The sequence below is a fragment of the Streptomyces sp. NPDC033165 genome (genome assembly GCF_055577965.1).
In genome coordinates this window covers 692,424-716,817 of record NZ_JBVIPK010000001.1, presented here as the reverse complement: position 1 = coordinate 716,817, position 24,394 = coordinate 692,424, and the positions used below count along the sequence as shown (strand labels likewise).

The 24,394-nt window shown below is 70.6% G+C and carries 18 protein-coding genes and 1 pseudogene; 11 read left to right on the top strand and 8 right to left on the bottom strand.

Annotation, left to right across the window (positions count from 1 at the left end; genetic code table 11):
• Positions 1 to 7 precede the first annotated feature (7 nt).
• The 3 genes from ACZ5WC_RS03440 (at position 8) to ACZ5WC_RS03430 (ending at position 3,408) form a co-directional block, all read left to right on the top strand.
• Positions 8 to 1,264, top strand: a complete 1,257-nt coding sequence (locus tag ACZ5WC_RS03440; RefSeq protein WP_468539251.1) for a hypothetical protein — start codon at positions 8 to 10, stop codon at positions 1,262 to 1,264.
• A gap of 28 nt (positions 1,265 to 1,292) precedes the next feature.
• On the top strand, positions 1,293 to 2,150 hold the full coding sequence (locus ACZ5WC_RS03435; protein WP_468539250.1) for a hypothetical protein: 858 nt from the start codon (positions 1,293 to 1,295) through the stop codon (positions 2,148 to 2,150).
• Between the two features lie 166 nt (positions 2,151 to 2,316).
• A complete protein-coding gene (locus tag ACZ5WC_RS03430; RefSeq protein ID WP_468539249.1) occupies positions 2,317 to 3,408 on the top strand; it encodes a peptide chain release factor 3 in 1,092 nt (363 codons plus the stop codon).
• Between the two features lie 189 nt (positions 3,409 to 3,597).
• Here the strand turns inward: ACZ5WC_RS03430 and ACZ5WC_RS03425 are convergent.
• A pseudogene (locus tag ACZ5WC_RS03425) lies at positions 3,598 to 3,786 on the bottom strand (hypothetical protein); the annotation flags it as partial.
• 154 nt (positions 3,787 to 3,940) lie between these two features.
• Positions 3,941 to 4,267 (bottom strand): hypothetical protein, encoded by a 327-nt coding sequence (locus ACZ5WC_RS03420; RefSeq protein WP_468539248.1) that lies wholly within the window; start codon positions 4,265 to 4,267, stop codon positions 3,941 to 3,943.
• A gap of 793 nt (positions 4,268 to 5,060) precedes the next feature.
• Between ACZ5WC_RS03420 and ACZ5WC_RS03415 the strand changes: the two genes are divergently transcribed.
• Positions 5,061 to 5,531 carry a hypothetical protein gene (locus ACZ5WC_RS03415; protein WP_468539247.1) on the top strand — a complete coding sequence of 157 codons (471 nt, stop codon included), beginning with the start codon at positions 5,061 to 5,063 and terminating at the stop codon, positions 5,529 to 5,531.
• Between the two features lie 244 nt (positions 5,532 to 5,775).
• Here ACZ5WC_RS03415 and ACZ5WC_RS03410 read toward each other — a convergent pair whose 3' ends face one another.
• The 3 genes from ACZ5WC_RS03410 to ACZ5WC_RS03400 form a co-directional block, all read right to left on the bottom strand.
• Complete coding sequence (locus tag ACZ5WC_RS03410; RefSeq protein ID WP_468539246.1) at positions 5,776 to 6,504, bottom strand: polyamine aminopropyltransferase; 729 nt, start codon at positions 6,502 to 6,504, stop codon at positions 5,776 to 5,778.
• A 32-nt stretch (positions 6,505 to 6,536) separates the two neighbouring features.
• On the bottom strand, positions 6,537 to 8,222 hold the full coding sequence (locus ACZ5WC_RS03405; protein ID WP_468539245.1) for a ribonuclease J: 1,686 nt from the start codon (positions 8,220 to 8,222) through the stop codon (positions 6,537 to 6,539).
• A 666-nt stretch (positions 8,223 to 8,888) separates the two neighbouring features.
• Positions 8,889 to 9,290 carry a MerR family transcriptional regulator gene (locus ACZ5WC_RS03400; protein ID WP_468539244.1) on the bottom strand — a complete coding sequence of 134 codons (402 nt, stop codon included), beginning with the start codon at positions 9,288 to 9,290 and terminating at the stop codon, positions 8,889 to 8,891.
• A gap of 379 nt (positions 9,291 to 9,669) precedes the next feature.
• Here ACZ5WC_RS03400 and ACZ5WC_RS03395 point away from each other — a divergent pair, with 379 nt between their 5' ends.
• The 6 genes from ACZ5WC_RS03395 (at position 9,670) to ACZ5WC_RS03370 (ending at position 18,868) form a co-directional block, all read left to right on the top strand.
• The gene (locus tag ACZ5WC_RS03395; protein WP_468539243.1) at positions 9,670 to 11,172 is read left to right on the top strand and encodes a SulP family inorganic anion transporter; all 1,503 of its coding nucleotides are present in this window, start codon (positions 9,670 to 9,672) and stop codon (positions 11,170 to 11,172) included.
• A gap of 731 nt (positions 11,173 to 11,903) precedes the next feature.
• Complete coding sequence (gene betT / locus ACZ5WC_RS03390) at positions 11,904 to 14,027, top strand: choline BCCT transporter BetT (protein ID WP_468539242.1); 2,124 nt, start codon at positions 11,904 to 11,906, stop codon at positions 14,025 to 14,027.
• A gap of 268 nt (positions 14,028 to 14,295) precedes the next feature.
• The gene (locus ACZ5WC_RS03385) at positions 14,296 to 15,828 is read left to right on the top strand and encodes a sodium-dependent transporter (protein WP_468539241.1); all 1,533 of its coding nucleotides are present in this window, start codon (positions 14,296 to 14,298) and stop codon (positions 15,826 to 15,828) included.
• Positions 15,828 to 15,965: a methionine/alanine import family NSS transporter small subunit gene (locus ACZ5WC_RS03380; protein WP_468539240.1), complete on the top strand. Its 138-nt coding sequence runs from the start codon at positions 15,828 to 15,830 to the stop codon at positions 15,963 to 15,965. Before ACZ5WC_RS03385 ends, ACZ5WC_RS03380 begins: the two co-directional genes overlap by 1 nt.
• Positions 15,966 to 16,435: 470 nt before the next feature.
• On the top strand, positions 16,436 to 17,437 hold the full coding sequence (locus ACZ5WC_RS03375; RefSeq protein ID WP_468539239.1) for a TIGR00341 family protein: 1,002 nt from the start codon (positions 16,436 to 16,438) through the stop codon (positions 17,435 to 17,437).
• Between the two features lie 165 nt (positions 17,438 to 17,602).
• Positions 17,603 to 18,868: an MFS transporter gene (locus tag ACZ5WC_RS03370; RefSeq protein WP_468539238.1), complete on the top strand. Its 1,266-nt coding sequence runs from the start codon at positions 17,603 to 17,605 to the stop codon at positions 18,866 to 18,868.
• A 13-nt stretch (positions 18,869 to 18,881) separates the two neighbouring features.
• Here ACZ5WC_RS03370 and ACZ5WC_RS03365 read toward each other — a convergent pair whose 3' ends face one another.
• Both ACZ5WC_RS03365 and ACZ5WC_RS03360 read right to left on the bottom strand, forming a co-directional pair.
• A complete protein-coding gene (locus tag ACZ5WC_RS03365; protein ID WP_468539237.1) occupies positions 18,882 to 20,363 on the bottom strand; it encodes a carboxyl transferase domain-containing protein in 1,482 nt (493 codons plus the stop codon).
• Complete coding sequence (locus ACZ5WC_RS03360; RefSeq protein ID WP_468539236.1) at positions 20,353 to 21,864, bottom strand: acyl-CoA synthetase; 1,512 nt, start codon at positions 21,862 to 21,864, stop codon at positions 20,353 to 20,355. Before ACZ5WC_RS03360 ends, ACZ5WC_RS03365 begins: the two co-directional genes overlap by 11 nt.
• A 435-nt stretch (positions 21,865 to 22,299) precedes the next feature.
• On the opposite strand from ACZ5WC_RS03360, the gene ACZ5WC_RS03355 reads away from it, so the two are divergent.
• Entirely contained in the window at positions 22,300 to 22,731 is a 432-nt protein-coding gene (locus ACZ5WC_RS03355; protein ID WP_363205040.1) for an Lrp/AsnC family transcriptional regulator, read from the top strand.
• Positions 22,732 to 22,748: 17 nt separating this feature from the next.
• Here ACZ5WC_RS03355 and ACZ5WC_RS03350 read toward each other — a convergent pair whose 3' ends face one another.
• Positions 22,749 to 24,356, bottom strand: coding sequence for a GAF domain-containing protein (locus tag ACZ5WC_RS03350; protein ID WP_468539235.1), 1,608 nt, complete (start codon positions 24,354 to 24,356; stop codon positions 22,749 to 22,751).
• Positions 24,357 to 24,394 lie beyond the last annotated feature (38 nt).

Below are 24,394 nucleotides of genomic sequence, written 5' to 3'. Positions count from 1 at the left end.
AGCCCGCATGGCGGAGCAGACCAGCGCCTGGTACCGCTTCATCGACGACGACATCGAACGCAGGACCCGGACAAGCGTCGGCTTCACCAACCTGATCGCCGACCGCCCCTACCCGATGGACGACGACACCTTCCGGGGCTTCGCCGACCGCAACGCCCTGATCCGCGAGTACCTGCGGATCACCCGTGACGTCTTCCTGGCCAGCGTGCGCGGCGAGGCCGACCCGGCCATCGCGGACACCCTCCTGGCCGGGCAGCCCCCCGAGCGCGACCACGCTTACCACAAGAACCTGACGGAACGGCAGCTCGCTCTGCCCAGGTACTTCCGTACGGACGAGCCGGCCCCCGGACAGATCGCCGAAGTGCAGTGCCCGGCCTCCGGCTGGGAGATCGTCGACCAGGTGCACGCGCTCTACCAGGCCTTCCCGGGACACTTCGGCCCTCCCGTCCGGCACCTCGGCGCGCCGATTGACAGCCTCGCCACGTCTCTGCGCACCCGCTTCGGCGACGACCTGGCCGTGCACCACCTCACCGGCAACGCCTCCCGGCCGCACGGTGTCCAGTACACGGTGCAGCGGCTGCGCGAACAGGGCATCCGGCACTTCGGCTTCGACCAGGTGCACTGGAAGGACTGCGGGCTGGTCCGCGCCCACGAGTTCTACGACCTGCGCTACAACGGCTTCTTCGACCAGTGGATGGATGCCTGCGAGCGTGGCGAGCTGTTCTTCGACCACCCGCCGACCCCGCTCTACGACGCCAAGGTGACCATGGCATGGCCGTTCTGGGAGAAGACCCGTCAGTACTACCCGGACGCGATCCGCGGCATCTTCCCGCGCACGGAGATCATCACGCCCAAGGGATTCCACCTGCCGGACGGCCGCTGGATCGGCCTGGAGGAGTACTGCCAACTGGGCGCCCGGAAACGTCGCCACTACATCAAGTTCGGCCACCACCACCCGACCCTGAACTGGGGCAGCCGGGCGGTCTACTACTCAGGCAGCTTCTCCATGACGGCGCTGCGCGCGCTTTTCGACCGGGTGCTGGTCGACACCGCCGCAGGCCATCTCTGGGTGGCGCAGGAGGCTCGGATGCTGCCGGAGCCGGCCTCGGGTGCGACCCGGGACGGAGACCCGGTGTCCTTCGACGCGTACACCAAGCTCAGCGGCTTCTACACCCCCGAGGGTCTCGTCGCTGTCCTGGCCATGCAGGAGCACGCCCGCAAGGTGCACGGCTCACCGCACACCGTGGTGAGCATTGCGTACTGACCACCCCGACCGCGGGAGGACCGCAGCCATGACCGCACCGGACCCCGCCGTTCCCCTGCGGGAGTCGCACCAGGACACCGGGTACTTCCGTTTCCCGGAGAGCGAAGGCGTGGACTGGGACGCCTGGTGGGACGTGATGTGCGGCCGCATCGCCGGCGCCATCTTCCGGGGGGCTCTGACGCCGGAGGTCTGCGAACGTACCTGTCGCAACTTCTGGAGCAGCCCCCTGCTGGCCAGCCCGAACGCCACTCGCAGTACCGAGCGTGCGGTCGGGCCCCTCCTGCTGGCCTCCGACTCCCTCGACGCCTATCTGACCGAGTCCGAGCGCACGCGCACCGGCCTCGCCGCCATCTGCGGCGGGCCCGGCCGTACCCTTCCCGCTCTTCTCGAAGAGTGGCAGGCCCATCTGGCGGAGCGCGGCATCCCGTTCCGGCTCGCCGAGCGCGACGGCCGGCGGGCAGGGGCCTACAAGATCCGCTCCCGCGCGGACAGTGAGTCCTTCAGCCTGCTGCCGCACGACGACGCCATGCACAGCTGGATGCTGCCGCACCTGGCCGGCTTCGAGATCGAAGGAGTGAAGCGCGTCTGCAACGCGCTCGTCTGCCTGGAGAACGGCCCCGGTGGCGAACTCATGTACTGGAACGCCTCGTTCGGCCCGGAGGGCCGCCAGGCACTGGGAATGCGGCCCGACAGCTACGGCTACCCGCTGGAGGCGCTGGCCGGGGTGGAACAGATCACGCTGCCGATCCACGCCGGAGACATGTACATCTTCGACGGTGGCAACGTGCATGCCGTCGCACCCAGCGGGACCGAGGGCGCGCGCCGGACCGTGGCCCTGTGGATCACCGGCCCGCTCGCCGACGGCACCGTTCTGCAGTGGGCCTGACCGGGCACTCCGAGCAAACGGAGGGGAAGAACCGTATGGCGGAAGCACCGGCCGCCGGAATCGACGTCCGGCAGCTCGCGGGCCACATCGGCGCCGTGATCGACCTCGCAGCGCCCTGGAACTGCTGGACGAGATCGAGCGCGAGTTCCGGCTCAGGCCCACCCCGGTGAACTGGCCGGTCGGCACCGCCGGATACCTGCGCGGTCTGGTCGACGTACGCGAGCCGGAGCGGATGCTGCGCTACACCCGCACCCCCGGCGGCGCGCACGAAGCCTCCGAAGAGGTGGTTCCCGCCGAGCGGGCGGCGTTCGAGGAGGGCGCCGACTGGGAACAGGCCGTGGAGGAACTCCAGTTGCTGGAGGCGGACGGCGCCCAGTTCGACCGGGCCTCGTTCCTGGCGGGCGGCTCCACGCCGGTGTTCTTCGGTGCCGCGGTCTCCAACATCGGCGTACGGCTGCTCCTGGACGCCGTCGTCGACCTCGCCCCGCCACCGGGATCGCGAGAACTCGAAGGCGGTGGGAGCAGGCCCGTCGACGCTCCGTTCTCCGGGCTGGTGTTCAAAGTGCAGGCGAACATGGACCCGGCCCACCGGGACCGGATCGCCTTCCTGCGCGTGTGTTCGGGCGTCTTCGCGAGAGGCGCGACCGTCACCCGCGCCGCGTCCGGGAAGCCGTTCGCGACCAAGTACGCCCACAGCGTCTTCGGCCAGGACCGCTCGATGGTCGACACCGCCTACCCGGGCGACGTCGTCGGACTGGTCAACGCAGCGGCCCTGCGCGTCGGCGACACCCTCTACGAGGGTCCGCCGGCCTTGTTCCCGCCCATGCCGACCTTCGCCCCCGAACACTTCGCGGTCGCCCGCCCGGTCGACATCAGCCGCTCCAAGCAGTTCCGCCGTGGCATCGCCCAGTTCGACGAGGAAGGCGTCGTGCAGGTCCTCGTCAGCGACGTACGCGGGGACCAGGCACCGGTCCTGGCGGCGGTGGGGCCGATGCAGTTCGACGTTGTCTCCGCCCGCATGGCCGGGGAGTTCTCCGCCCCCGTACGCCTGGAAGTGCTGCCCTACCACCTGGCGCGGGCCACCGACGCGGCCGGAGCGGACGCACTCAACCGCTCCCAGCTCGTCAAGGGCGAGGCGCTGACCAGGAGCCGCGACAAGGCACAGCTCGCACTGTTCCCCGACCGCTGGCAGGCGAACTCCTTCCAGCGGCAGTTCCCCGGCGCCAGCCTGGAAACCCTCCTCGCCGCCCACGAGTAACACCCCCTCCGGATACCGCAGGGCGGGGACGCTCTGCGGCTGCCTGCTGCACGGGTTCGCGGTCAAGGGGCCCGTCTACGCCGGAGCCTTCGGCGCCTACACCTGTACACCTGGCTCAGCGACGAACCCGCCGGGAAGGTCGCCGTCTCACTGGCAGCCGCGATCGCCGTCATCCTGATGTGCGCCGCGCCGGTCCGGCGCGCCCCGGCCGGTCGTGGAGGCGGGGACCCCGACAGCCGCGTGGACACTCTGGGTGTCCAGGACCGCCAGGGTCGGGTCCTCTGATCGGCGGGCTCGTTCACGGACCTGGCAGCGCAGGAGCTCGTGGCTGACCGACCGGTGCCGGTCTTTCCACGCAGTGATCACCGGCTGGATCAGAGCTCACTGCTCGTCCGACAAGTCGCCCGGGTACGGCTTGCGTTCACTCACCCCGTCACACCGGCAGACCATCTGTCGCGGACCGGCGGAATCCGCCCGATCCCACACCATCAGGCGAGGTCAGAATAGACACAGAGGAACATGAATCACGGCCTCAGTAGGCGAAATCAGGTGCCTGATAGGGAGCCCACCAGCTCGTCAGACCCCAGATCCCCAGGGCGATCGCGGTGACCGAGACCAGGGCGGCGAGCCACGGGCGATGGAACCGGCGCAAGGTGAGCGACCAGAAGGCGAGCGTCACCAGGGCACCCCCCGCGGCGACGAGCGGCAGGTCCACGTAGAGCACGCTGAGGTCCTGGTGACGCCCATCGAATCCGCCCTCCACATTGACCCTCGCCAGCGGTGCCCAGGCCAGCAGCGCCGCTGAGGCACCCAGACCGGCGACAAGGAAACCAGCAAGACCTTTGATTTCTTCCTTCATGGCAGGTCGGACGCCACAGCCCACCTCGCAGTTCCCGAGTCTGCCGACTCCACCGCGCGCAGAGGAATCGGCCGCCACCGACCCCTGATGGACTGGCCGTCAGAAACGGACATCAGCTGATGAACGGACCTCTTGGGTCATCGCAGGCGTGGTGGAATGCGCTGCGTGAGAACGAACTCGGAGGGGTGTTCTCGCACAAGGGCCGACCGTACGCTGCGAGGCATGACAGCAACCTCTGGGCGATATGACCGTACGTGTCGGCCCCCGGACGGCCGACGAGGAGATCCCGGATGGGGTGCGGCGGCGGGCTGACGACATCGGCGTGCAGGGCGGGCTCCGCCGCAGCGCTCCGACGGCCACGCCGGACGTGCGCCGGAGGTGCGCGCCGGAGGTGCCGGGGCGCGGCGCCCCGGGACCGGCCCTGCTGGGCGTCTTCGACGTGGCGTCCGCGAAGGGGCGATCTCCTGCTCCGTGGAGGTGGAGCCGTCGATGCGGCCGGTGCGGTGGCCGGGCCCCCGTACAGGCAGCGGGCCGAGCCCGGCAGTTGAGACGACGACGCCGGTCCTTCGTTCTGGCTCCGGCCGGGACGACGATCGCCGTGCCGCCGCCGGGCCGGCTCCCTGGCGCCCCGCGTTCAGATGCTGTCGTTCTCGACGGCCACCACGGTGTGGCGTGGCCCAGGCGCCGCTCGAACACGGCGACCAGGTCCCCGAGCGGGCTCGTGGAACCCCAAGGCGCGACGACGAACAGCAAGCAGATCGTGCGCAAGCCGGACAAGCCCTGGAGGAGCAGCATGCGTAAGCCGTCCGCCGATCGTGTGCTGACGGCACTGTTGGGTCTCGTCACCCTGTTCGTCGGCGCGTCTCTCGCCCTGGTGGCCTACGTCCTCGTCGGCAAGATCGGTGAGGACCACCGCGCGACCCTGGACGGAAGGGTCACCGCGGTGGTCTTCGGCAAACGCGTGGTGAACGAGGGCGGCGGACCGAACGGCGGCACCCGGACGGACACCCTGGTCAGGTACGAGCTCGGCGACAAGCGCTACACCTCCACGCTCAGACGCGGCAGTTCGGGCGGCGAGGGGGGGGACACCGTGGAGGTGGCCTACGACTCCGAACGGCCCGATCGCCCGTACACCGTCGCCTACGCCGAGTCCGAACCGCCGAGCGACGCATCACGCATCACGGGTGTCGTCCTCTTCTCGCTCTTCGCCCTCGCCATGCTCGGCGGAGGGGCTTTCCTCCTCCTGACCGGAGGAGACCTCTGACCGGCGGGGGCTGGGGCCGCCCCCGCCGCACGCGGCTCCTGGAAGCCGGCAGCCCCTGTCTCCCTACCGGCGAGGAGGCAGGGGCTGCTCCGTCGGCCTGCTCAACCGCAGGTCCCCGGCCCTGGTCTTCCGGTTGCACGTCGCGTTCTACGGGACGGGGAGCCGGGGCAGGGGGAAGAGGGCGGTCCGGCCCGGCGCGGTGTGCGCCGCTCCGCAGGTCCATGCGGGGCGGTCAGGCATTCGGTTACGGGGTGCTGCCCTTGACGGCCACGTAGACGGTGTTGGTCGAGGTGCCGCCTTGCAGCGGGTTGGGGAACTCCACCACGTGGGCGGCGGTGTTCTGGAAGACGTCGGTGAGGAGGGAGGTGAAGTCGTCGTCGGGCGGGTCGTTGGACCACAGGGCGAAGACGCCTCCGGGGTGGAGGAAACGGGAGAGGGCGCTCAGGCCCTCCGGCCGGTAGAGAGCGGCGTGGCTCGGGTGCAGGACATGGCGGGGGGAGTGGTCGACGTCCAGCAGGATGGCGTGGAGGAGTCGTCCCTCCGCTTGCGGGTCCAGACCGTGGCCCTCCAACACCTTGGCGAAGAAGTCGCCGTGCACCAGTCGGCAGCGGTCGTCCGAGCCGAGCGCGCGGCCGAGCGGCACCAGACCGCGTCGGTGCCAGTCGATGACCTCGCCGAGGGTGTCGACGACGATCAGCGAGCGGACGCCCGGCTCCTCCAGTGCGGCGTGTGCCGTGTACCCGAGACCGAGGCCGCCGACGGCGACATCGAGGCCGGAGCGGTGCGCGAGCGGGGCGAGGCCCAGCCTGGCGAGGGCGATCTCGCCCTCGGTGAAGAGGCTGGACATCAGGAACTCGTCCCCGAGCTTCACCTCGTACACGTCGTCTCCCGACGAGGGGTCGCGTCGGCGCCGCAGGCTGATGTCGCCGATCGGTGTCGGCTTCCAGTCGAGTTCCTCGAAGCGGGTGGTCATGGCGGGGGTCTCCTCCGGTCGGCGACGCGGTGTCAGGCGTCGATGACGACGGGGATGATCAGGGGCTTGCGGCGGTGGCTGCGGAAGGCCCACGAGGCGACGGCGCGAGCGATGCGCTGTTCGAGCTGGTGGTGGTCGCCGATGCCCTCTTGCGCCGCCGCGGCCAGGGTCTTCTCGATGAGCGGGATCACGGGCTCGAAGGTGGTGTCGTCGTGCTCGAATCCGCGGGCGAGGAAGTCGGGCGCCTCGGCGAGCCGCCCGGTGTCGGCGTCGACGATCGCCACGATCGTGACCACGCCCTCCTCCGCCAGGACGCGGCGGTCCTTCAGGGACGCCTCGGTCGCGCCGCCGACCGTCATGCCGTCGACGTACACATAGCCGGCCGGGACCTTTCCGGTGATCGAGGCGCGCCCGTCGACGAGGTCGACGACGACGCCGTCCTCGGCGATGACCACGCGGTCCGGTGCGACGCCCGTGCGGATGGCGAGGTCGGCGTTGGCCCGCATGTGCTTCCACTCGCCGTGGACGGGCATGACATGGCGGGGCTTGACGATGTTGTAGCAGTAGACCAGTTCACCCGCGCTGGCGTGGCCGGAGACGTGCACCTTGGCATTGCCCTTGTGTACGACGTTGGCGCCCCAGCGGGTCAGCCCGTTGATCACCCGGTAGATGGCGTTCTCGTTGCCCGGGATGAGGGAGCTGGCGAGCAGGACGGTGTCGCCCTGCCCGATGCGGATCGAGTGGTCGCGGTTGGCCATGCGGGAGAGGGCGGCCATCGGCTCGCCCTGCGAGCCCGTGCAGACCAGGGTGATCTTGTGGTCGGGCAGCTTCTCCAGCTCCCTTGCCTCGACCACGAGGCCCGGCGGCGTCCTCAGATAGCCCAGTTCGCGGGCGATGCCCATGTTGCGGACCATGGACCGGCCCACGAAGGCGACCTTCCGCCCGTGCTGATGGGCGGCGTCGAGGACCTGCTGGATACGGTGGACGTGGCTGGCGAAGCTGGAGACGATGACCCGGCGCGGGGCGGTCCGCATGACGTGCTCGATCGCGGGGTTCAGCTCACGCTCGGACGTGGTGAAACCCGGCACCTCGGCATTGGTGGAGTCGGTGAGGAACAGGTCGACACCCTCCTCACCGAGCCGGGCGAACGCGCGCAGGTCGGTGATGCGGTCGTCCAGCGGGAACTGGTCCATCTTGAAGTCACCGGTATGCAGGACCATGCCCGCACCGGTGCGGATCGCGACCGCGAGACCGTCGGGGATGGAGTGGTTGACCGCCACGAACTCACAGCCGAAGGGCCCGAAGTCGCGTCGCTCCCCTTCCTTCACCCGCACCGTCGTGGGCTTGATGTGGTGCTCCTTGAGCTTGGCCTCAAGGAAGGCGAGCGTCAGCTTCGAGCCGATGACGGGGATGTCCCGGCGCTCTCGCAGCAGGTAGGGCACGCCCCCGATGTGGTCCTCGTGTCCGTGGGTGAGGACCACGCCGACGATGTCGTCCAGACGGTCCCGGATCGAGGTGAAGTCGGGCAGGATCACGTCGACGCCGGGCTGGGTCTCCTCGGGGAACAGCACACCGCAGTCGACGATCAGCAGCTTGCCGGCGTACTCGAAGACGGTCATGTTGCGGCCGATCTCTCCCAGACCGCCCAGGGCGACGACCCTCAGCCCTCCTGAGACCAGAGGAGGGGCGGGTTTCAGATCAGGATGTGGATGGCTCATACGCTGACGCTACCGGAGAGTTACGGCGATGATCCATTATGGCCGGGACTCCGGCCTCCTTACGGCCCACGCGAGGGGAAGAGGGGCTCGGGGCCGTCCTCGTCGAAGCCGATGGTGATGAGGTGCTGGGGGCGTGCTCGGCCGAGGTATCACGACAGACCTCAGCCCTCGGGCCCGGGCGCGTGACCCTCGGCGTCCAGGTCGACGTCGATCGCGCCACCGCCCGCTGTCAGCTCCGCGCGACGGCACCTCGCAACGTGTCGACCGGAGCCTGGCCACGGACGTAGCGGGGCTTGAGCCGATAGCGGGCTTTCTCCACCTCAACAGCACGTATCCGTATCCCCTGGGCGCGTACCACGGGAACCGTGCTCGGGAGTGTGCGAGCACGGTGCTGACCATGGTGATGCCTCGGCTGTTCAGCAGAGACGAACGCAGGCCGGCGATCGCTACCCGGCCGACTGCTGTCCATGCGCGCCGTCCACGCCGGACGTGAATCTACTCTTACGAGAGGGTAGAGTATGGTCATGTGCGCAGGTCCGTTCCAGGAGCTCGCGGGACGGGCCCTTGAATTGAACGGGTCGTCATTGATGCCGGTCGCATGCCCGTAGCGGGGCGAACGGCAGGAAGCAGCGCGGGGAGCTGCATCGCGCCCCGAGGGGCGTACCGTCAGGAGCTCTGTGCATCGAGCCTGCGGCGCAGTGTGGCGGCGAAGTCCTCTGCGGCCATGAGCTGGGCGCGCAGCGTCTCGCAGCGCGCGTCGGCCACCTTGCGGTACGAGTCCAGCCGCTCGTGCAGGCGCTCCCGCTCCTCGGTCGTAGGCGCGTCGTCCGCTGCGATGCGGTCGACGATCTCCAGGAGGTCCCGCATCTCCTCCAGTGAGAAGTCCAGCGGCTTCATGCGGCGGATCACCATCAGGCGGTCGACGTCCGTCTCGGTGTACAGACGGAAACCTCCCTTGCTGCGGGCGGAGGGGATGACCAGACCGACTTCCTCGTAGTGCCGGATCGTGCGGAGCGACAAGCCGGTCCGCTCAGCCGCCTCGCCGATCTGCATCTGCCGCTCCGCCATCTCCGCGCCTGCCTCCTCTATGAACCGACTGCTCTTCGAACGTTCGAAGAGCAGTCAGCATACGTGTCCGGAATCACATGATCCTCGGACGTATTTACCTGCATTTCACAAGCCGCAACTCGCACTCTGCCCTCACGTCAGGGTACGATTTGCAGAGAGCTGAGACCGCTGGGCAGACCTCGCTGTCGCTTGAGCCCCGGCCAGGGCCTCACAGGCTTATCGGGCAATGATGCCCGACTGTCAGCCAGGAAGGCTGCCACCCGATCCGGCAGAGCCCCATCGATGCTGGGCTGCCGGGATTCCGCCCTCTGCGCGGAGTCGAGAACGATGCGTGCGTGTCCAGACTGGTGGATGTGTGCGCCCGAACAGAAACGGTTGCATGTCTACACCGCTGTCCGCGGCTCCCAAGCTGCGTATGTCCAAGCCGGACTGGCTCGCCTCCCCGAAGGTCTTCCGCACCGAGGTGCTGGCGGGCCTCGTGGTGGCTCTGGCGCTGATCCCCGAGGCGATCTCCTTCTCGATCATCGCGGGTGTCGACCCGGCGGTCGGCCTCTTCGCCTCGTTCACGATGGCCGTGGTCATCTCGATCGTGGGCGGCCGCAAGGCCATGATCTCCGCCGCCACCGGCGCCATAGCCTTGGTCATCGCACCCTTGAACCACCAGTACGGCCTCGGTTACCTGGTCGCCGCCGTCATCCTCGGCGGCCTGATGCAGGTGGCTCTGGGCGCGCTCGGGGTCGCCAAGCTGATGCGGTTCGTGCCGCGCAGCGTGATGGTCGGCTTCGTCAACGCCCTCGCCATCCTGATCTTCATGGCGCAGGTCCCGGAGATGCGTAACGTTCCGTGGGCCGTCTACCCGCTGATCATCGGCGGCCTGGCCCTCATGGTGTTCTTCCCGAAGATCACCACGGTGATTCCCGCACCTCTGGTCGCCATCGTCACACTGACCGTGATCACCGTCGCCGCCGGCATCGCCGTCCCCAACGTCGGCGACAAGGGCGATCTCCCGTCCTCGCTGCCGGTCCCCGGTCTGCCCGACGTGCCGTTCACCATGGACACCCTGACCACCATCGCCCCCTACGCCTTCGCGTTCGCGCTGGTGGGGCTGATGGAGTCGCTGATGACCGCGAAGCTCGTCGACGACATCACCGACACCCACTCGAACAAGACCCGTGAGTCCATCGGCCAGGGCATCGCCAACGTCGTGACCGGGTTCTTCGGCGGGATGGGCGGCTGCGCCATGATCGGCCAGACCATGATCAACGTGAAGACCTCCGGAGCGCGGACCCGCCTGTCCACCTTCCTCGCCGGTGCCTTCCTGATGGTCCTGTGCATCGTGTTCGGCCCGGTCGTCTCGGACATCCCGATGGCCGCTCTCGTCGCGGTGATGATCCTGGTCTCCTTCGCCACCTTCGACTGGCACTCCATCCAGCCCAGGACGCTCCAGCGCATGCCGGTCGGCGAGACCACCGTGATGGTCGTCACCGTCGCCGCGGTGGTCGCCACCCACAACCTCGCCATCGGCGTCGTTCTCGGCTGCATCACCGCGATGGTGATCTTCGCGAAGCGGGTCGCCCATATCGCCGAGGTCTCCGGGGTCGTCGACCCGGACGGCAACCAGGTCGTCTACGCGGTCACCGGCGAGCTGTTCTTCGCCTCCTCCAACGACCTCGTCTACCAGTTCAACTACAAGGACGACCCCGACGACGTGATCATCGACCTCACCGATGCCCACATCTGGGACGCCTCCTCCGTCGCAGCCCTCGACGCCATCGAGACCAAATACGCCCAGCGCGGCAAGAAGGTCACGATCATCGGCCTGAACAAGGCCAGCGCCGAGATGCACGGCAAGCTCGCCGGCCAGCTCACCGCCGGCCACTGAGAAGAGCGACAAGCCGCCCCTGACCGCCCCGGCAACGGACCGCGGGCAGGGGCGGCTTTGCCATGCGCGGACCTGCCCCAGGCGCGCCGGCCGATGCCGCCCCGGGCCTCCAGCACCCCGCCGTCCCCGGGACCGCGGCCGCCGCACCGCAGCGGTGGTGTCACGCGCTGGTCGTTAGCCCGCCCGGGGTGCCTGGGGCACGAGCTCGGCGCTGCGGCGGTGCGCCCCGTGGACCGACGGCCCCCGTACGGCCATGTTGCTGACACCGAGTCGATCCGCGCGGCACCGGCTGGAGGTGAAGGAGACCCGCGATGGGTGGGTGGGCTGTGCATCCGCGGTGAGTGGCCATCGGCGGCGTGAGGTGGCAGGCCCCTGCGGTGACGCCGCCGTTGAGGCGGCCTCCGAGGGTGACCGTGCTGTGTGCGGCGCCTGGCGGGCCTTGCCGAGGAGGAGCGGGCGGGCGCGCCCGGTGCCGCGTCCGTCTCCCGTTCCGCGTGTGCGCGTTCCTGCTGAGCGACCAGGAGGAGGCGCTCCGCACCGAGTCAGCCGGGGGAGTGCCGGGCCCTGGTCGTGGGTCCCGCCGTCGCCCGGGCGTACGCGCCGCCACCCCTCGGACCCGGCGTGACCATGCGGCTGGTCGCCGTGGGACCGCCGCCCTGATCGAAGAGTGACCCGGCCTCCGGCGCACCGGAGGCCGCACCGTTACCGTCCTGGCAGGAAAGGAGCCGACCATGTCGGCCGTAGGAGGCAAGGGCCCTGTGCCCGACACGGACGATCCGCAGGTTGAGCCCGGTACGGAAGGGGCGGGCTCGCTCAAGCCGATGGTCTTCTTCGGATCCGCGACGCTCATCCTGGCCATCTCGATCTGGGCGATTGTCACCCCCTCCGGAGCCGAGAAGGTCATCGGCGTGGTGGTCGACAAGATCTCCGGCTGGTTCGGCTGGTACTACTTCCTCGCCGCGACCCTGTACCTCGTGTTCGTCGTCTTCATCGGGGTGTCGAAGTACGGCACGATCAAGCTCGGCCCCAAGCACTACAAGCCCGACTACGGGCTTTTCGCCTGGGCGGCGATGCTGTTCGCCGCGGGCATCGGCATCGACCTGATGTTCTTCTCCGTCGCCGGACCGGTGAGCCACTACCTGGTGCCGCCGGAAGGGGACCCCGAGTCACTGGAGGCGGCCCGGCAGGCCGTGGTGTGGACGCTGTTCCACTACGGCATCACCGGCTGGGCCATGTACGCGCTGATGGGCATGGCGCTCGCCTACTTCGCCTTCCGTTACAAGCTGCCGCTGGCCATCCGGTCCGCGATCTACCCGATCATCGGCCGTCGGATCCACGGGAGGATCGGTGACGCCGTCGACCTGGCGGCCATCATCGGTACCGTCTTCGGAATCTCCGTGTCCCTCGGTATCGGCGTGGTGCAGCTGAACTACGGGCTCAAGGTCCTCTTCGGCGTGCCGGAGGGGCTGCCCGCGCAGATCGGGCTCATCGCCCTCGCCGTGGTGATGGCCACCGTTTCAGCGGCCGCCGGGGTCGACAAGGGCATCCGCCGGCTGTCGCAGCTCAACGTGCTCCTCGCCGTACTGCTGATGTTCTACATCCTGGTGGTCGGCGAACCGTTCCGGCTGCTCAATGCCCTGGTTCAGAACGTCGGCGACTACCTCAGCGGATTTCCGTCGATGACGCTGAACACCTTCGCCTACGACCAGCCGACCGAGTGGCTGGACGCCTGGACGCTGTTCTTCTGGGCCTGGTGGATCGCCTGGGCGCCGTTCGTCGGGCTGTTCCTCGCTCGGATCTCGCGAGGCCGCACGCTGCGCCAGTTCGTCGCCGCGACCCTGATCATCCCGTTTCTCTTCACCGGCCTCTTCCTGGCCGTCTTCGGCAACAGCGCACTGTTCGTGGTGAGCGACGGCAACTCCGCTTTCGGGGAGACCGCACTCAACTCCCCCGAGCAGGCCTTCTACGGACTGCTGGACCAGTATCCCGGGGCGATGTTCAGCGCGGGACTCGCGACCTTCGTAGGGCTGCTTCTCTACGTCACCTCCGCCGACTCCGGAGCCCTCGTCATGGGCAACCTCAGCTCTCACCTCCCCACCCCGGTGACCGACGCGCGGACCTGGCTCCGCGTCTTCTGGGCGGTGACGACAGGCCTGCTCACCCTCGCCATGCTCCTGGTGGGCGGAGTGCAGGCTCTCACCGACGCCACGATCATCATGGGGTTGCCCTTCTCGTTCGTGATGTTCCTGATCATGGCGGGGCTCTACCTCGCGCTACGTTCCGACCGGATGCGCGAGGAGGCGCTGACCACCACCCTGCCGGGGTCCCTCTCCGGCCGGACAACGCAACAGGGGCCTTCCGGGGCCCGGAACTGGCGGCAGCGGCTGTCGCGGGCGATGTCGTTCCCGGGCAGGCGGGCAGCCACCAGATTCGTGGAGGACGTCTGCCGGCCGGCGTTCGAGGAAGTCGCCCAGGAGCTGCGGGAGCAGGGTGTGGAGGCGGAAATCCTCTCCGGCACCGACGGGGAGAACGGCCTCCCGCACGTCGGCCTCGCCGTACCGATCGGCCCTAAGGACGAGTTCGTCTATCGGGTCTGGCCCGTCGAACGGCCGACACCGGGCTTCGCCACCCGGTCCGTCAGCACTCACGACAACTACGTGCGCTTCGAGGTCCAGCTGGCCGAGGGCAATCAGGGGTACGACGTCATGGGCTACACCAGAGAGCAGCTCATCGGCGACACCCTCGACCAGTACGAGCGGCATCTGGAGTTCCTGCGGCTGCACCACGAGGCGACGTCGGGGTCGGCTCTCCCCGATCACCGCCCTGACGCCCCGGACGCCGACCAGTCGGTGTAGCGGTCGTGCGGCAGTCGGACCTCGGCCCAGTGGCCGGGGACGGGGTCCGGGCCGGTCTCGGTGGATGGACGACCGTCTCTACGAGGTGAACCACCGCCGAGGCCCGGCCGGTCCCCTGTCCCAGGGCTCATCCTGTCCCGCTGGACCGAAGAGCAGTGTGCTGTGCCTGTCATCTGCCGGGCCCTGTCACGGCGATTTCGGAAGCACTTCACGCTAACGTGCCATCAGTTTCGTTCTTAGCGCCAAGAGAAGACCCGAGGAATTGCATATGGCAGAGCAGCCACGTGAGCAATGGGGCACACGCGCTGGTTTCCTGCTGGCCGCCATTGGTTCGGCCGTCGGGCTCGGCAATATCTGGCGGTTCCCCGCCATCGCCTACGAGAACGGTGGTGGCGCCTTTCTGCTGCCGTACCTCATCGCGCTCCTTTCGGCGGGCATCCCCCTGCTGATCATGGAGTACGCCATCGGGCGCAAGTACCGCATGTCACCCCCCGCCGCTCTGCGCAGGATGGCCCGGCCGGCCGAGGTCATCGGGTGGTGGCAGGTCGTCATCTCCTTCGTGATCGCCACCTACTACGCCGTCATCATCGCCTGGGCCGTGCGCTATGTGGGATTCTCCGCCGGTCAGCAATGGGGTGACGACCCGGAGGCATTCCTCTTCGGCGACTTCCTGCGGGCACCGGATTCACCCGGATACCTGGATGGTTATGTACCGGGCGTGTTCTGGCCGCTGATCATCGTTTGGGTGGTGGTGCTGGTCATCCTCGCGTTCGGTGTCCGACGAGGTATCGAACGCGCCAACAAGATCTTCATCCCGTTGCTGTTCGTCCTGTTCGCCGCGCTGGTGATCCGGGCGCTCACGCTGGACGGTGCGGCCACCGGGCTCGACGCGCTCTTCTCGCCGAACTGGTCGGAACTCGGCAGCGGCACCGTCTGGGTCGCCGCGTACGGGCAGATCTTCTTCTCGCTGTCCATCGGCTTCGGCATCATGGTCACGTACGCGTCGTACCTGGGCCGTCGGGCCGACCTGACGGGCTCCGCGATGGTGGCGGGCTTCGCCAACAGCTCGTTCGAGATCCTTGCGGGCATCGGCGTCTTCGCGACCTTGGGCTATCTGGCGACCGCCTCGGGGGTCGGCGTCGACGAAGTAGCCGGCGCGGGCATCGGTCTGGCGTTCGTCGCCTTCCCCGCGGTGATCTCGGAGATGCCGCTCGGCGGCCTCTTCGGTGTGCTGTTCTTCAGCTCCCTGGTGATCGCGGGACTCTCCTCGCTGATCTCCATCGTGCAGGTGGTCGTCTCGGCCGTGCAGGACCGGACCGGCATGCGGCGCATGCCCGCGGTCCTGGGCATCGGCGGTCTGGTCGCGCTGGTGTCGATCCTGCTGTTCCCGACCGAGTCCGGCATCTATCTGCTCGACGCGTCCGACCACTTCATCAACCAGTACGGCATCGCGCTGGCAGCTCTGGTCGGGCTGATCGTGATCGTCTGGGTGCTGCGGCAGCTGCCCAGCCTGCAGCAGGACGCCGACGCCACCTCCGCCATCCGGCTCGGTCACTGGTGGCGCATCTGCCTCGGTGTCATCACGCCGCTCGTGCTCGGCTGGATGATGGTCGACAGCCTGCGGACCGAGTTCGACGAGAACTACGAGGGCTATTCGACCGGGTTCCTGCTCACCGCGGGCTGGAGCGTCGCCATCGGAGCACTGCTGGTCGGGGTGATCCTCTCTCTGATTCCGTGGCCGGCCGGTGGCGAGGACATCGACCTGGACATGGAGTCGCCCGCCGACCGGAAGGACCGCTGATGTCTGCCAGCGCGATCGTCATGATGGTCATCGCCATGCTCATCGTCTGGGGTGGACTGATCACCGCCATCCTCCGGCTGAGGAGCCACCCGGAGCCCCCGGAACAGATGCCGCCCGGTACTCGCCCGGCCGAGTGAGCGAGCCTGCACCGGCCCGACGGGGTGGAAAGGCTCCTCCGGCCGGGGTGCCCGGGTCAGTTCGAAGAGAAGTGGCGGATGGGCCGGAGGCAGCCCCGGCGAGCGGACCGGCGGCTCATTGAAGGGCGACGGCATCGCCCCGCAGCGCCGCCCGTTCCCGCCTGATCCCGCAGGGGACCGGCTGTGACCCGTCGCCGCCCCGGAGACCGGTCCGTTCGCCAGTCCCTCCTGACCCCGGTGGGCAGGAGGGACTGGGCGCCCTTGCGCTCCGGTGGAGGCGGACGCGGGCAGCGGGGGTCGCGGTGGGCGACAGGGCCGCGTGTCGTCGTCGCGGTGGGCGTGAATCCCGAACGGAGGCTCCCGGCGGTGCCGCTGCACGCGGCCCGCCGCCGAACCCGCAGGCAGCGATATCAGCCCCCCCGGGCCGTGTCCTTGCCGTACCCATAGGGGCGGGTCCGGATACTGGGCCCATGCCCAGCCAACTCCGCGACAGGGTCCTGCCGACCCGGCAGCTCCGCAGCCTGGAAGACCTCCAGCAGGACCTGGATCCGTCGTCGGGAGACGTCCAGTCGAAACGTTCGGCCTTCTGGACCATGCTCACGCTGTCGTCCGTCATCGCCGCGGGCGGGATTCTGACGGACTCCACGGCCACCGTCATCGGTGCGATGATCATCGCACCGCTGTCCACGCCGATCATGGGGATCGCCCTCGGCGCCGTGCAGCGCCGTCGTACCACCGCCGTCACCTTCACCACGCTCGGGTGTCTGCTGGTGATCCTGACAGGCGCGGTGGCCTCGCTCGTCGTACCCCAATCGTACGACCTCCTGACGAACAGCCAGATCTCCGGCCGGACTTCTCCAGGGCTCCTGGACCTGATCGCCGCGGTGGCAACCGGCTTCGCCGGCGCCGTGGCGCTGTCCCGCAAGGACGTCGCCGCCGTCCTGCCGGGAGTGGCCATCGCCATCTCCCTCGTTCCGCCCCTCGTGGTCACCGGCGTCTGCGCAGGCCAGGCGCAGTGGTGGCTCTCTCTGGGCGCACTGGTGCTCTTCCTGTCCAACCTTCTCGCCCTCGTCTTCGCCGGCATGATCGTCTTCGCTTCCCTCGGATACGCCCGGGCGGCCGGGCAGCGCGCGGAGCGGGCGCCGCGCCGCGCCTACCTCATGCTCGGGCTGCTCTTCCTGGCCGTCCTGCTCCCCCTGGGAGCCAACACCGTGACCACGGTGCTGCTCAGCACCTGGACGGCCCGGACCAAGGAATCCGCGGAGCGGTGGCTGTCGAAGAGCCCGGGTGCGATGGTCACCAGCGTCGATGCCCAGTCCAGAACTCTGTACGTCCATGTACGGGGCCCCAGCGATCTGCCTCCGATCGAGAATCTGCTCAGCGACCTCGAAGGGAGGGTCCCCGATGGCATCGCCATCGTGGTCGACACCACACGAGGCCGACAGATCACCGCGGGGAAAGTCGGGGGCTGAGGCCCCTGAAGCCGCGTGGCCCTGGATACGACGAGGGCCCTGAGGTCGCGGTGGCCCGGCTGCCGTGGTGACTGCGGTACGGACGTCTCGCGGCTGACGGTTCGCGGGGGGCGGGGCGGGGAGGCCGGTCGGGGCGTCAGGGGAGGGGCGCGGCTACCATCCCCTGTGACCGAAACAACCGAACCGCCTGTACGCCGCACCCGGATACTCGCCGACCTCACCCCGCTGCGGGTCTCGCCGGACTACCGGCGGCTCTGGTTCGGGAACACCGTCTCCTGGGTCGGGCAGGGCATGACGGCGCTGGCGGTCTCCCTCCAGGTCTACGACATCACCGGGTCCGCGTTCTCCGTCGGGCTCATCGGGTTCTGCTCGCTGGTGCCGCTCATCGTGTTCGGGCTGTACGGCGGGGCCGTCGCCGACACCGTGGACCGGCGCAAGCTGGGTCTTCTCAGTGCCGCCGGGTCGTTCGTCCTGGCCCTCGTGCTGGTGGGTGCCACGGCCGCCGGGGTCGAGAACGTCGGCCTGCTGTACGCGGTGGTCGCCCTCCAGGCCGTGTGCTTCGCGCTCAACGCGCCCGCCCGCTCCTCGATGATCGCCCGGCTGCTCCCGGCCGAACAGCTGCCCGCCGCCAACGCGCTGAACTCCATGACCAGCACGACGGGCGCGCTCGTCGGGCCGATGCTGGGCGGGCTCATCGTCGGCTGGTGGGGGTACCACGCCGCGTACACCGTGGAAGCCGTCTGCTTCACCGCCTCCCTGTACGCCATGTGGAGGCTGCCCTCGATGCTGCCCGACCGGCAGGAGGGCGGGACGGGCAGGCGGGCCTCCGTACTGGACGGGCTGCGGTTCCTCGGGACCCGGCCGAACCTGCGGATGACCTTCTTCACCGACCTGTGCGCCATGGTCCTCGCCCACCCCCGCGCCCTCTTCCCGGTCATCGCCGTTCTCTGGTACGGGGGTGACGCGCGGACCACCGGAATGCTCGTCGCTGCCCCGGCCCTCGGTGCGCTCCTCGCCGGGGTGTTCTCCGGCTGGCTCGGCCGCATCCGGCGGCACGGGCTCGCGGTCCTGCTGGCCGTCGCCTCCTGGGGCACCGCCATCGCCGTCTTCGGCCTCACCCGGAACCTCTGGCTCGGGTTGCTCTTCCTGGCGCTCGCCGGGTGCGCCGACACCGTCTCCATGGTCTTCCGCAACACCATGCTCCAGGCGGCCGTCCCCGACGAGATGCGCGGCCGCCTCCAGGGCGTGTTCATCGTGGTCGTCGCGGGCGGGCCCCGGCTCGGGGACTTCCTGGCCGGTTCGGTCGCCGACCTCGCCTCGCCCGCCGTCGCCGTCACCGGCGGCGGCATCGCGTGCGTGGTCGCCGTGGCCCTGCTCGCGTCGAAGTGGCGCGCCTTCGCCCGTTACGACGCCCGCGACCCGAAGCCGTGACCGAGGTTCTCCCTCAGCCGACGACCGAGCGGGCCACCCCCAGCTCCAGCAGGTCCTGCGGGCGCAGCCACAGCTGGTCGGCCGTGGCGCCCGTCTCCGACGGCGGCCGCTTGAGGATCGCCGCCGCCAGCTCCGGGGCGATGACGGAGAAGTAACTGTCCGCCGTGACATGGGTGTTGTCCGGCGCCGCGAGCGCCAGCGCCCCGCCCGAGCCGCCCTCGCCGATCACCAGCGTCGTCACCGGGACCCCGGCCGCCGCGATCGCCGCGAAGGTCTCCGCGATGGCCGCGCCCGCACCCGCCCGTTCCGCCTCCGCGTCGTTGGCGGCGCCCGGGGTGTCGACCAGCGTGAGGACGGGGACGCCGAGCCGGTCCGCCAGCCGGATCGTCCGGGCCGCCGTACGGTATCCGGCCGGGCGGGTCGGGGTTCCGCACTGGGCGACGTACGCGACCGGCTGCCCGTCCGCGCGCAGCCCGAAGCCGCACAGCAGCCCCGGGTCGCTGCCGCCGCACCGGTCCCCGTGCAGGGGGAGCCGTACGGTGAAGTAGTCCGCCAAGTACGCCTCCGCTCGCGGGCGTTGTGGGGCGCGGGCCCGCTCCACCGCCTCCCGGCCGGTCTCCGGAAGGGAGGTCGCCGACAGCGCGCGGGGCACCGGAGCGACGGGCAGCGCCCCGTGCGGGCCGGTACCGGACGGCGGGGGTGCGCTGGACGGCCGGGGTGTGCCGGGTGCGCCGGAGGTGCCGGGCGGCCGGGGCGTGCCGGGTGATGGAAGCGGACCGGGCGTCCCGTGCGGGCCCAGCGCGGTCAGCCATTGTGCCACCGTGCGCGCCAGCTCCCCGGCAGGGACCACCGCGTCCACCTGGCCCGCCGCGAACTGCCCCTCGGCGCTGTACGCGTACGGCTCCGCGTCCGGCGGCCGTACCCGGGAGCCCGCGAAGCCGACCTGCGCGCCGGGCAGTGCCAGGATCACGTCCGAGCCCGCTCCCACGGTGGCCCAGCCGCCGCCGGTCGTCGGGTCGCGGACCACCGCGATCTGCGGGAGGCCGGACGCGCGCAGCCGGGTGGCGGCGGCGGCCACCCGCTGGAGCTGGGTGAGCGCGATCATGCCCTCCTGCATCCGGCTGCCCCCGGTGGCGACGAGTGAGACCAGCGGGAGGCGCCGGGTCAGGGCCAGGTCGTACGCGGCCTCCAGGCGGTCTCCCGTCAGCCGGCCCAACGAGCCGCCCAGGAAGCCGAACTCGAAGGAGAGGAGCACGCACGGCCGGTCTCCGACGGCCCCGGTCCCGTACACCACGGACTCGCTCTCGCCGGTCCGCTCCGCCGCCCGCTCCCGTGCCGCGTCGTACCCCGCCCAGCCGAGCGGTCCGTCGGCGGGCAGGGTACGCGGCGCCGGGTGGTGCTCGGTGAAGCCCGTGGCGCCGGTGAGCAGGGCGATTGTCTCCCGGGCCGTCATGCGGACGGGGGAGGGGGTGGTGCCGGCGGAGTCACTGGACATGGAGCGACCTCTTCATGATCTTCCCCAGGTCGTTGCGGGGCAGGGCGTCCAGGTAGCGCACGGTTCGCGGGCGCTTGTGCGGGGCCAGCTGGGCGGCCACGTGGTCCGCCAACTCCTCTGCGGTGGGCGGGGATTCGGGGCTCGTCGTCACGACCCACGCCACGACCCGCTCGCCGAGGTCCGGGTCCGCCTCGCCGGTGACGGCGGCCTCGCGGACCCCGGGGTGGGCGAGGAGCGCGTTCTCGATCTCGCCCGCGCCGATCTTGTAGCCGCCGCTCTTGATCAGGTCGGTGGCCCTGCGCCCGACGATGCGCACGTACCCGTCCTCGTCCACCGTGCCGACGTCACCCGTGCGGAACCAGCCGTCCGCCGTGTGCGCGGCGGCGGTGGCGTCGGGCCGGTTCAGATAGCCGGTGAACAGGTTCGGGCCCCGGACCTGGATCTCGCCGATCGCCTCCGGCCTCTCCAGCACCGTGCCGTCGTCCTCCACCAGGCGCAGCTCCACCCCGGCGAGCGGCGGGCCGACCGTGCCGGGGCGCGGGGCGCCGTCCGCCCGGATTCCCGTGTTCATCAGGGTCTCCGTCATGCCGTACCGCTCGATCACCCGCCGCCCGGTCGCCGCCGCGATGCGTTCGTGGTCGTGCACGGGCAGCGCCGCCGAACCGGAGACCAGCAGTCGCGCCCCCGACAGGGCTTCGGCCAGCGCGTCCCGCTCGCCGCTGCCCGTCGGGGCCTCCAGCGTCTCCGCGAGCCGGTGGTACATCGTCGGTACGCCGAAGAGCATCGTGCCCCCGGACCCCAGCTCACGGGCCACGCCGCCGGGTGAGAACTTCCCCAGGTGGCGCACGGAGCCGCCGCGCCGCAGCGGGCCCAGAACGCCCAGGACCAGCCCGTGGACGTGGAACAGCGGCAGCGCGTGGACCAGGACGTCGTCGTCGGTCCAGCCCCAGGCGTCCTCCAGCGCGTCGAGTGACGCGGCGATCGCCCGCCGGGGGAGGACGGCACCCTTGGGCGGGCCGGTGGTCCCGGAGGTGTACACGATCAGGGCCGGGGCCTCGGGCGCGCCCTCACCCGGCGCGTAACCGTCCGCGCCCTCGTCCGCGCTCTCGTCCGTGCCCTCGGACGCCCGCTCGGACGCCCGCGCGTCGACCGTCACCCGTCGCGGCTTCTCCAGCGCGGGCGGCAGCTCGTCGTCCGGTCCCGCCAGCACCGCCGTGGGCTCGCTGTCGGCCAGGATGTGCGCCAACTCGCGCTCGCCCGTACGGGGGTTGAGCGGAACGGCCGGTACCCCGGCCCGCAGCGCCGCCACCACCGCGATCACCGTCTCCGGCGTCGGCGTGGCCCAGACGGCGACCCGGCCCGCGTCCGCGATCCGGGCGGCGAGGGCGGTGGAGGCCTCGGCCAGTCGGCCGTACGTCAGGGAGAGGTCACCGAAGCGGACGGCCTCCCGGGAGGCCGCCGGGCCGGTGGGGGACTGGAGTGCAGGAAGAAGGGGGGTCACGCCGGGAAGCCTAGGGCTTCGGGGCGGGGCCCGCCGGGTGATGCTCGCCTCATTGCCGCACGGGGCGCCGAAGTCGCGGTGGCGGCACGGCCTGGACCATTGGTTCTGCGTCGTCGGCGCGCAAAAGGCCTGCTTCGCAAGGGAGTTGAGTCGCCCCCTGGAGGGGGAGCTGCCCGCGCCTGCGCACCCGTGAGCCCGTGCGTCGGCGCAGTCGTCGCGTGCCCGCACGCCCGTACACACGCCCGTACACCTGCACATCCGCTGTCTGCGGACGAAGATCGGCTTCGTCCCGTACGCGTCCGCCAGCGAGCCCGCCGGGGTCCGGCCGAGCGACTTGACCGGCACCGGCACCGGCACTGGTGTCGGCACCGGTATTCCACCGGGGTCCACCAGGCTCCCTCGGCCGATATCGCCGCAAGCTGGGACAATCGCGGTATGGATCGGCTGGACAGGGAAATCCTCGGCATTCTCCAGGAGGACGCGCGGATCTCGTACCGGGATCTGGGCGTACGGGTGGGGCTCAGCGCCAACGCGGCGGGCGACCGGGTCCGCCGGATGCGCCGCGACGGGGTGATCCGCGGCTTCACCGTCATCGTCGACCCGGCCGCCGACACCCGATCGGGCCTGGTGGTCTTCATCGATGTGACGCTGCGCCTCGACACGACGAACGAGGAGTTCGAACGCTCGGTGCTGATGCTGCCCGGGATCACCGAAGTGGTGCATGTGACGGGCGGCCACGACTACCTCGTACGGGCCACCGCCGCCGACCCCGGAGCGCTGGACACCCTGCTGCGCCGGCTGAAGCGGGAGGCGGGCGTCGCCCACTCCACCACCCGGATCGCGCTGCGGGCAGCCCCGAAGCACTGACCGCCGGGCTCCTCGTCTCAGAGCGGCGCCTGCCAGGTCACCGTCGTCGACCGGCCGCCGTCCTCGCCGCGCCCGTCGTCCGCGACCACCAGCCGTACCCCGCTCCGCCCGTCCGGCAGCCGGACCGTGGCGTCCACCTCCACCTCGATGGCCGAGACGCCGGGCCTGCGGTGCGCGGCGGCCAGCGCCCCGCGCAGCGCCGCCAGCAGCTCCCGCCCCGTCTCCTCGCCCACCAGCGCGTCCACCGCCCCGCTGAACTGCACCGACGGCGGAAAGCCCAGCAGCGCCGCCGCACCTGCGGTCTCCCGCAGTACCCGGCCCCGGAAGGTGCTCGGGGCCTCGGCGGGCGGCTGCTGGAGGGCGAAGATCGCGGTGCGGACCTCCTGGATGGTGGAGTCCAGCTCGTCCACGGCCCGGCCCAGCAGCTCGCCCGTCCTGTCGGCCGCCGGGTCGCCCGTCTCCTCCGGTGTGGTCCGCCGACGGGTCGACTCCAGCATCATCTCGGTGGCGAAGAGCCGCTGGACCACGAGATCGTGCAGGTCACGGGCGATCCGGTCACGGTCCTCGTACACCGCGAGCTGCTCCCGGTCCGACTGCGCGTCCGCCAGCACCAGCGCCAGCGCGGCCTGCGAGGCGAACTGGGTCGCCAGCAGCCGGTCCACGTCCGTGTAGGGGGTGTCACCGCGCCGCCGGGGGAGGGCGAGGGTGCCGATGAGCCGCCCGCCGCTCTGGAGCGGCAGCATCATGCTGGGCCCGAAGCGGGAGCGGACGCCGGTGGTCATCCGGGGATCGGTGGCGGAGTCGTCGATGAAGACCGGTTCGCCGCCGAGCAGCTGGACCAGCACGGGCGAGCCGGGCTCGATCACCGTACCGACGATGCCCGCCGGATCGTCCGGGGTCGAGGCGGTGACGATCTCCATCCCGCCCGCCTCCGTCGGCTGGAGGATCACCCCGGCCGAGGCGCCCGCGAGCACCCGGGCCCGCTCGGCGACCGTCAGCAGCGCGTCGGCGGCGTCGGTGCCGGTCAGCAGGGCTGTGGTGACGGCGGCCGCCCCCTCGATCCAGCGTTCGCGCTGCCGGGCGCTCTCGTAGAGCCGGGCGTTGCCGATGGCGATGCCCGCCTGGGCGGCGAGGACCCGCAGCAGGGCCATGTCCGTGTCGGCGAAGGGCCCCGACCGCGCCCCGGAGAGGTGGAGATGGCCGAACACCTCGGTGTGCACCCGGATCGGGGCCCGGAGGCAACCGCGCACCGGCGGACGGCCCGGCGCGGCCCCGGCCCCGGCGGTGGCGGGCAGGGCGTCGCGGGGCAGCGGGCGCGGGTCCTCGACCAGGACGCCCAGCGCGCCCGGCGTACCGAGCGGGAAGCGGTCGAGGCGCTGCCGCTCCGCCGCCGTCATCCCGGCGGTGTACAGCTCGGCGACCCCGTCCCGCTCCGGCTCCAGCACACTGAGCGCCCCCTGCCGGGCCCCGGTCAGGGCGGTGGCGGTGTCCACGATCTGCTGGAGGGTGGCGCCCAGTTCGAGGTCGCTGCCGATGCTGAGGACGGACTCCAGAAGCATCGGCAGCCGACCGGCCGCGGGCGGGCCGCCCTCTTCGGCTACGGGCCGTTCCGCCTCGTCGGTCATCCGCATCGTCCGTCCCACCGCCCGGCTTCCGCCCAAGG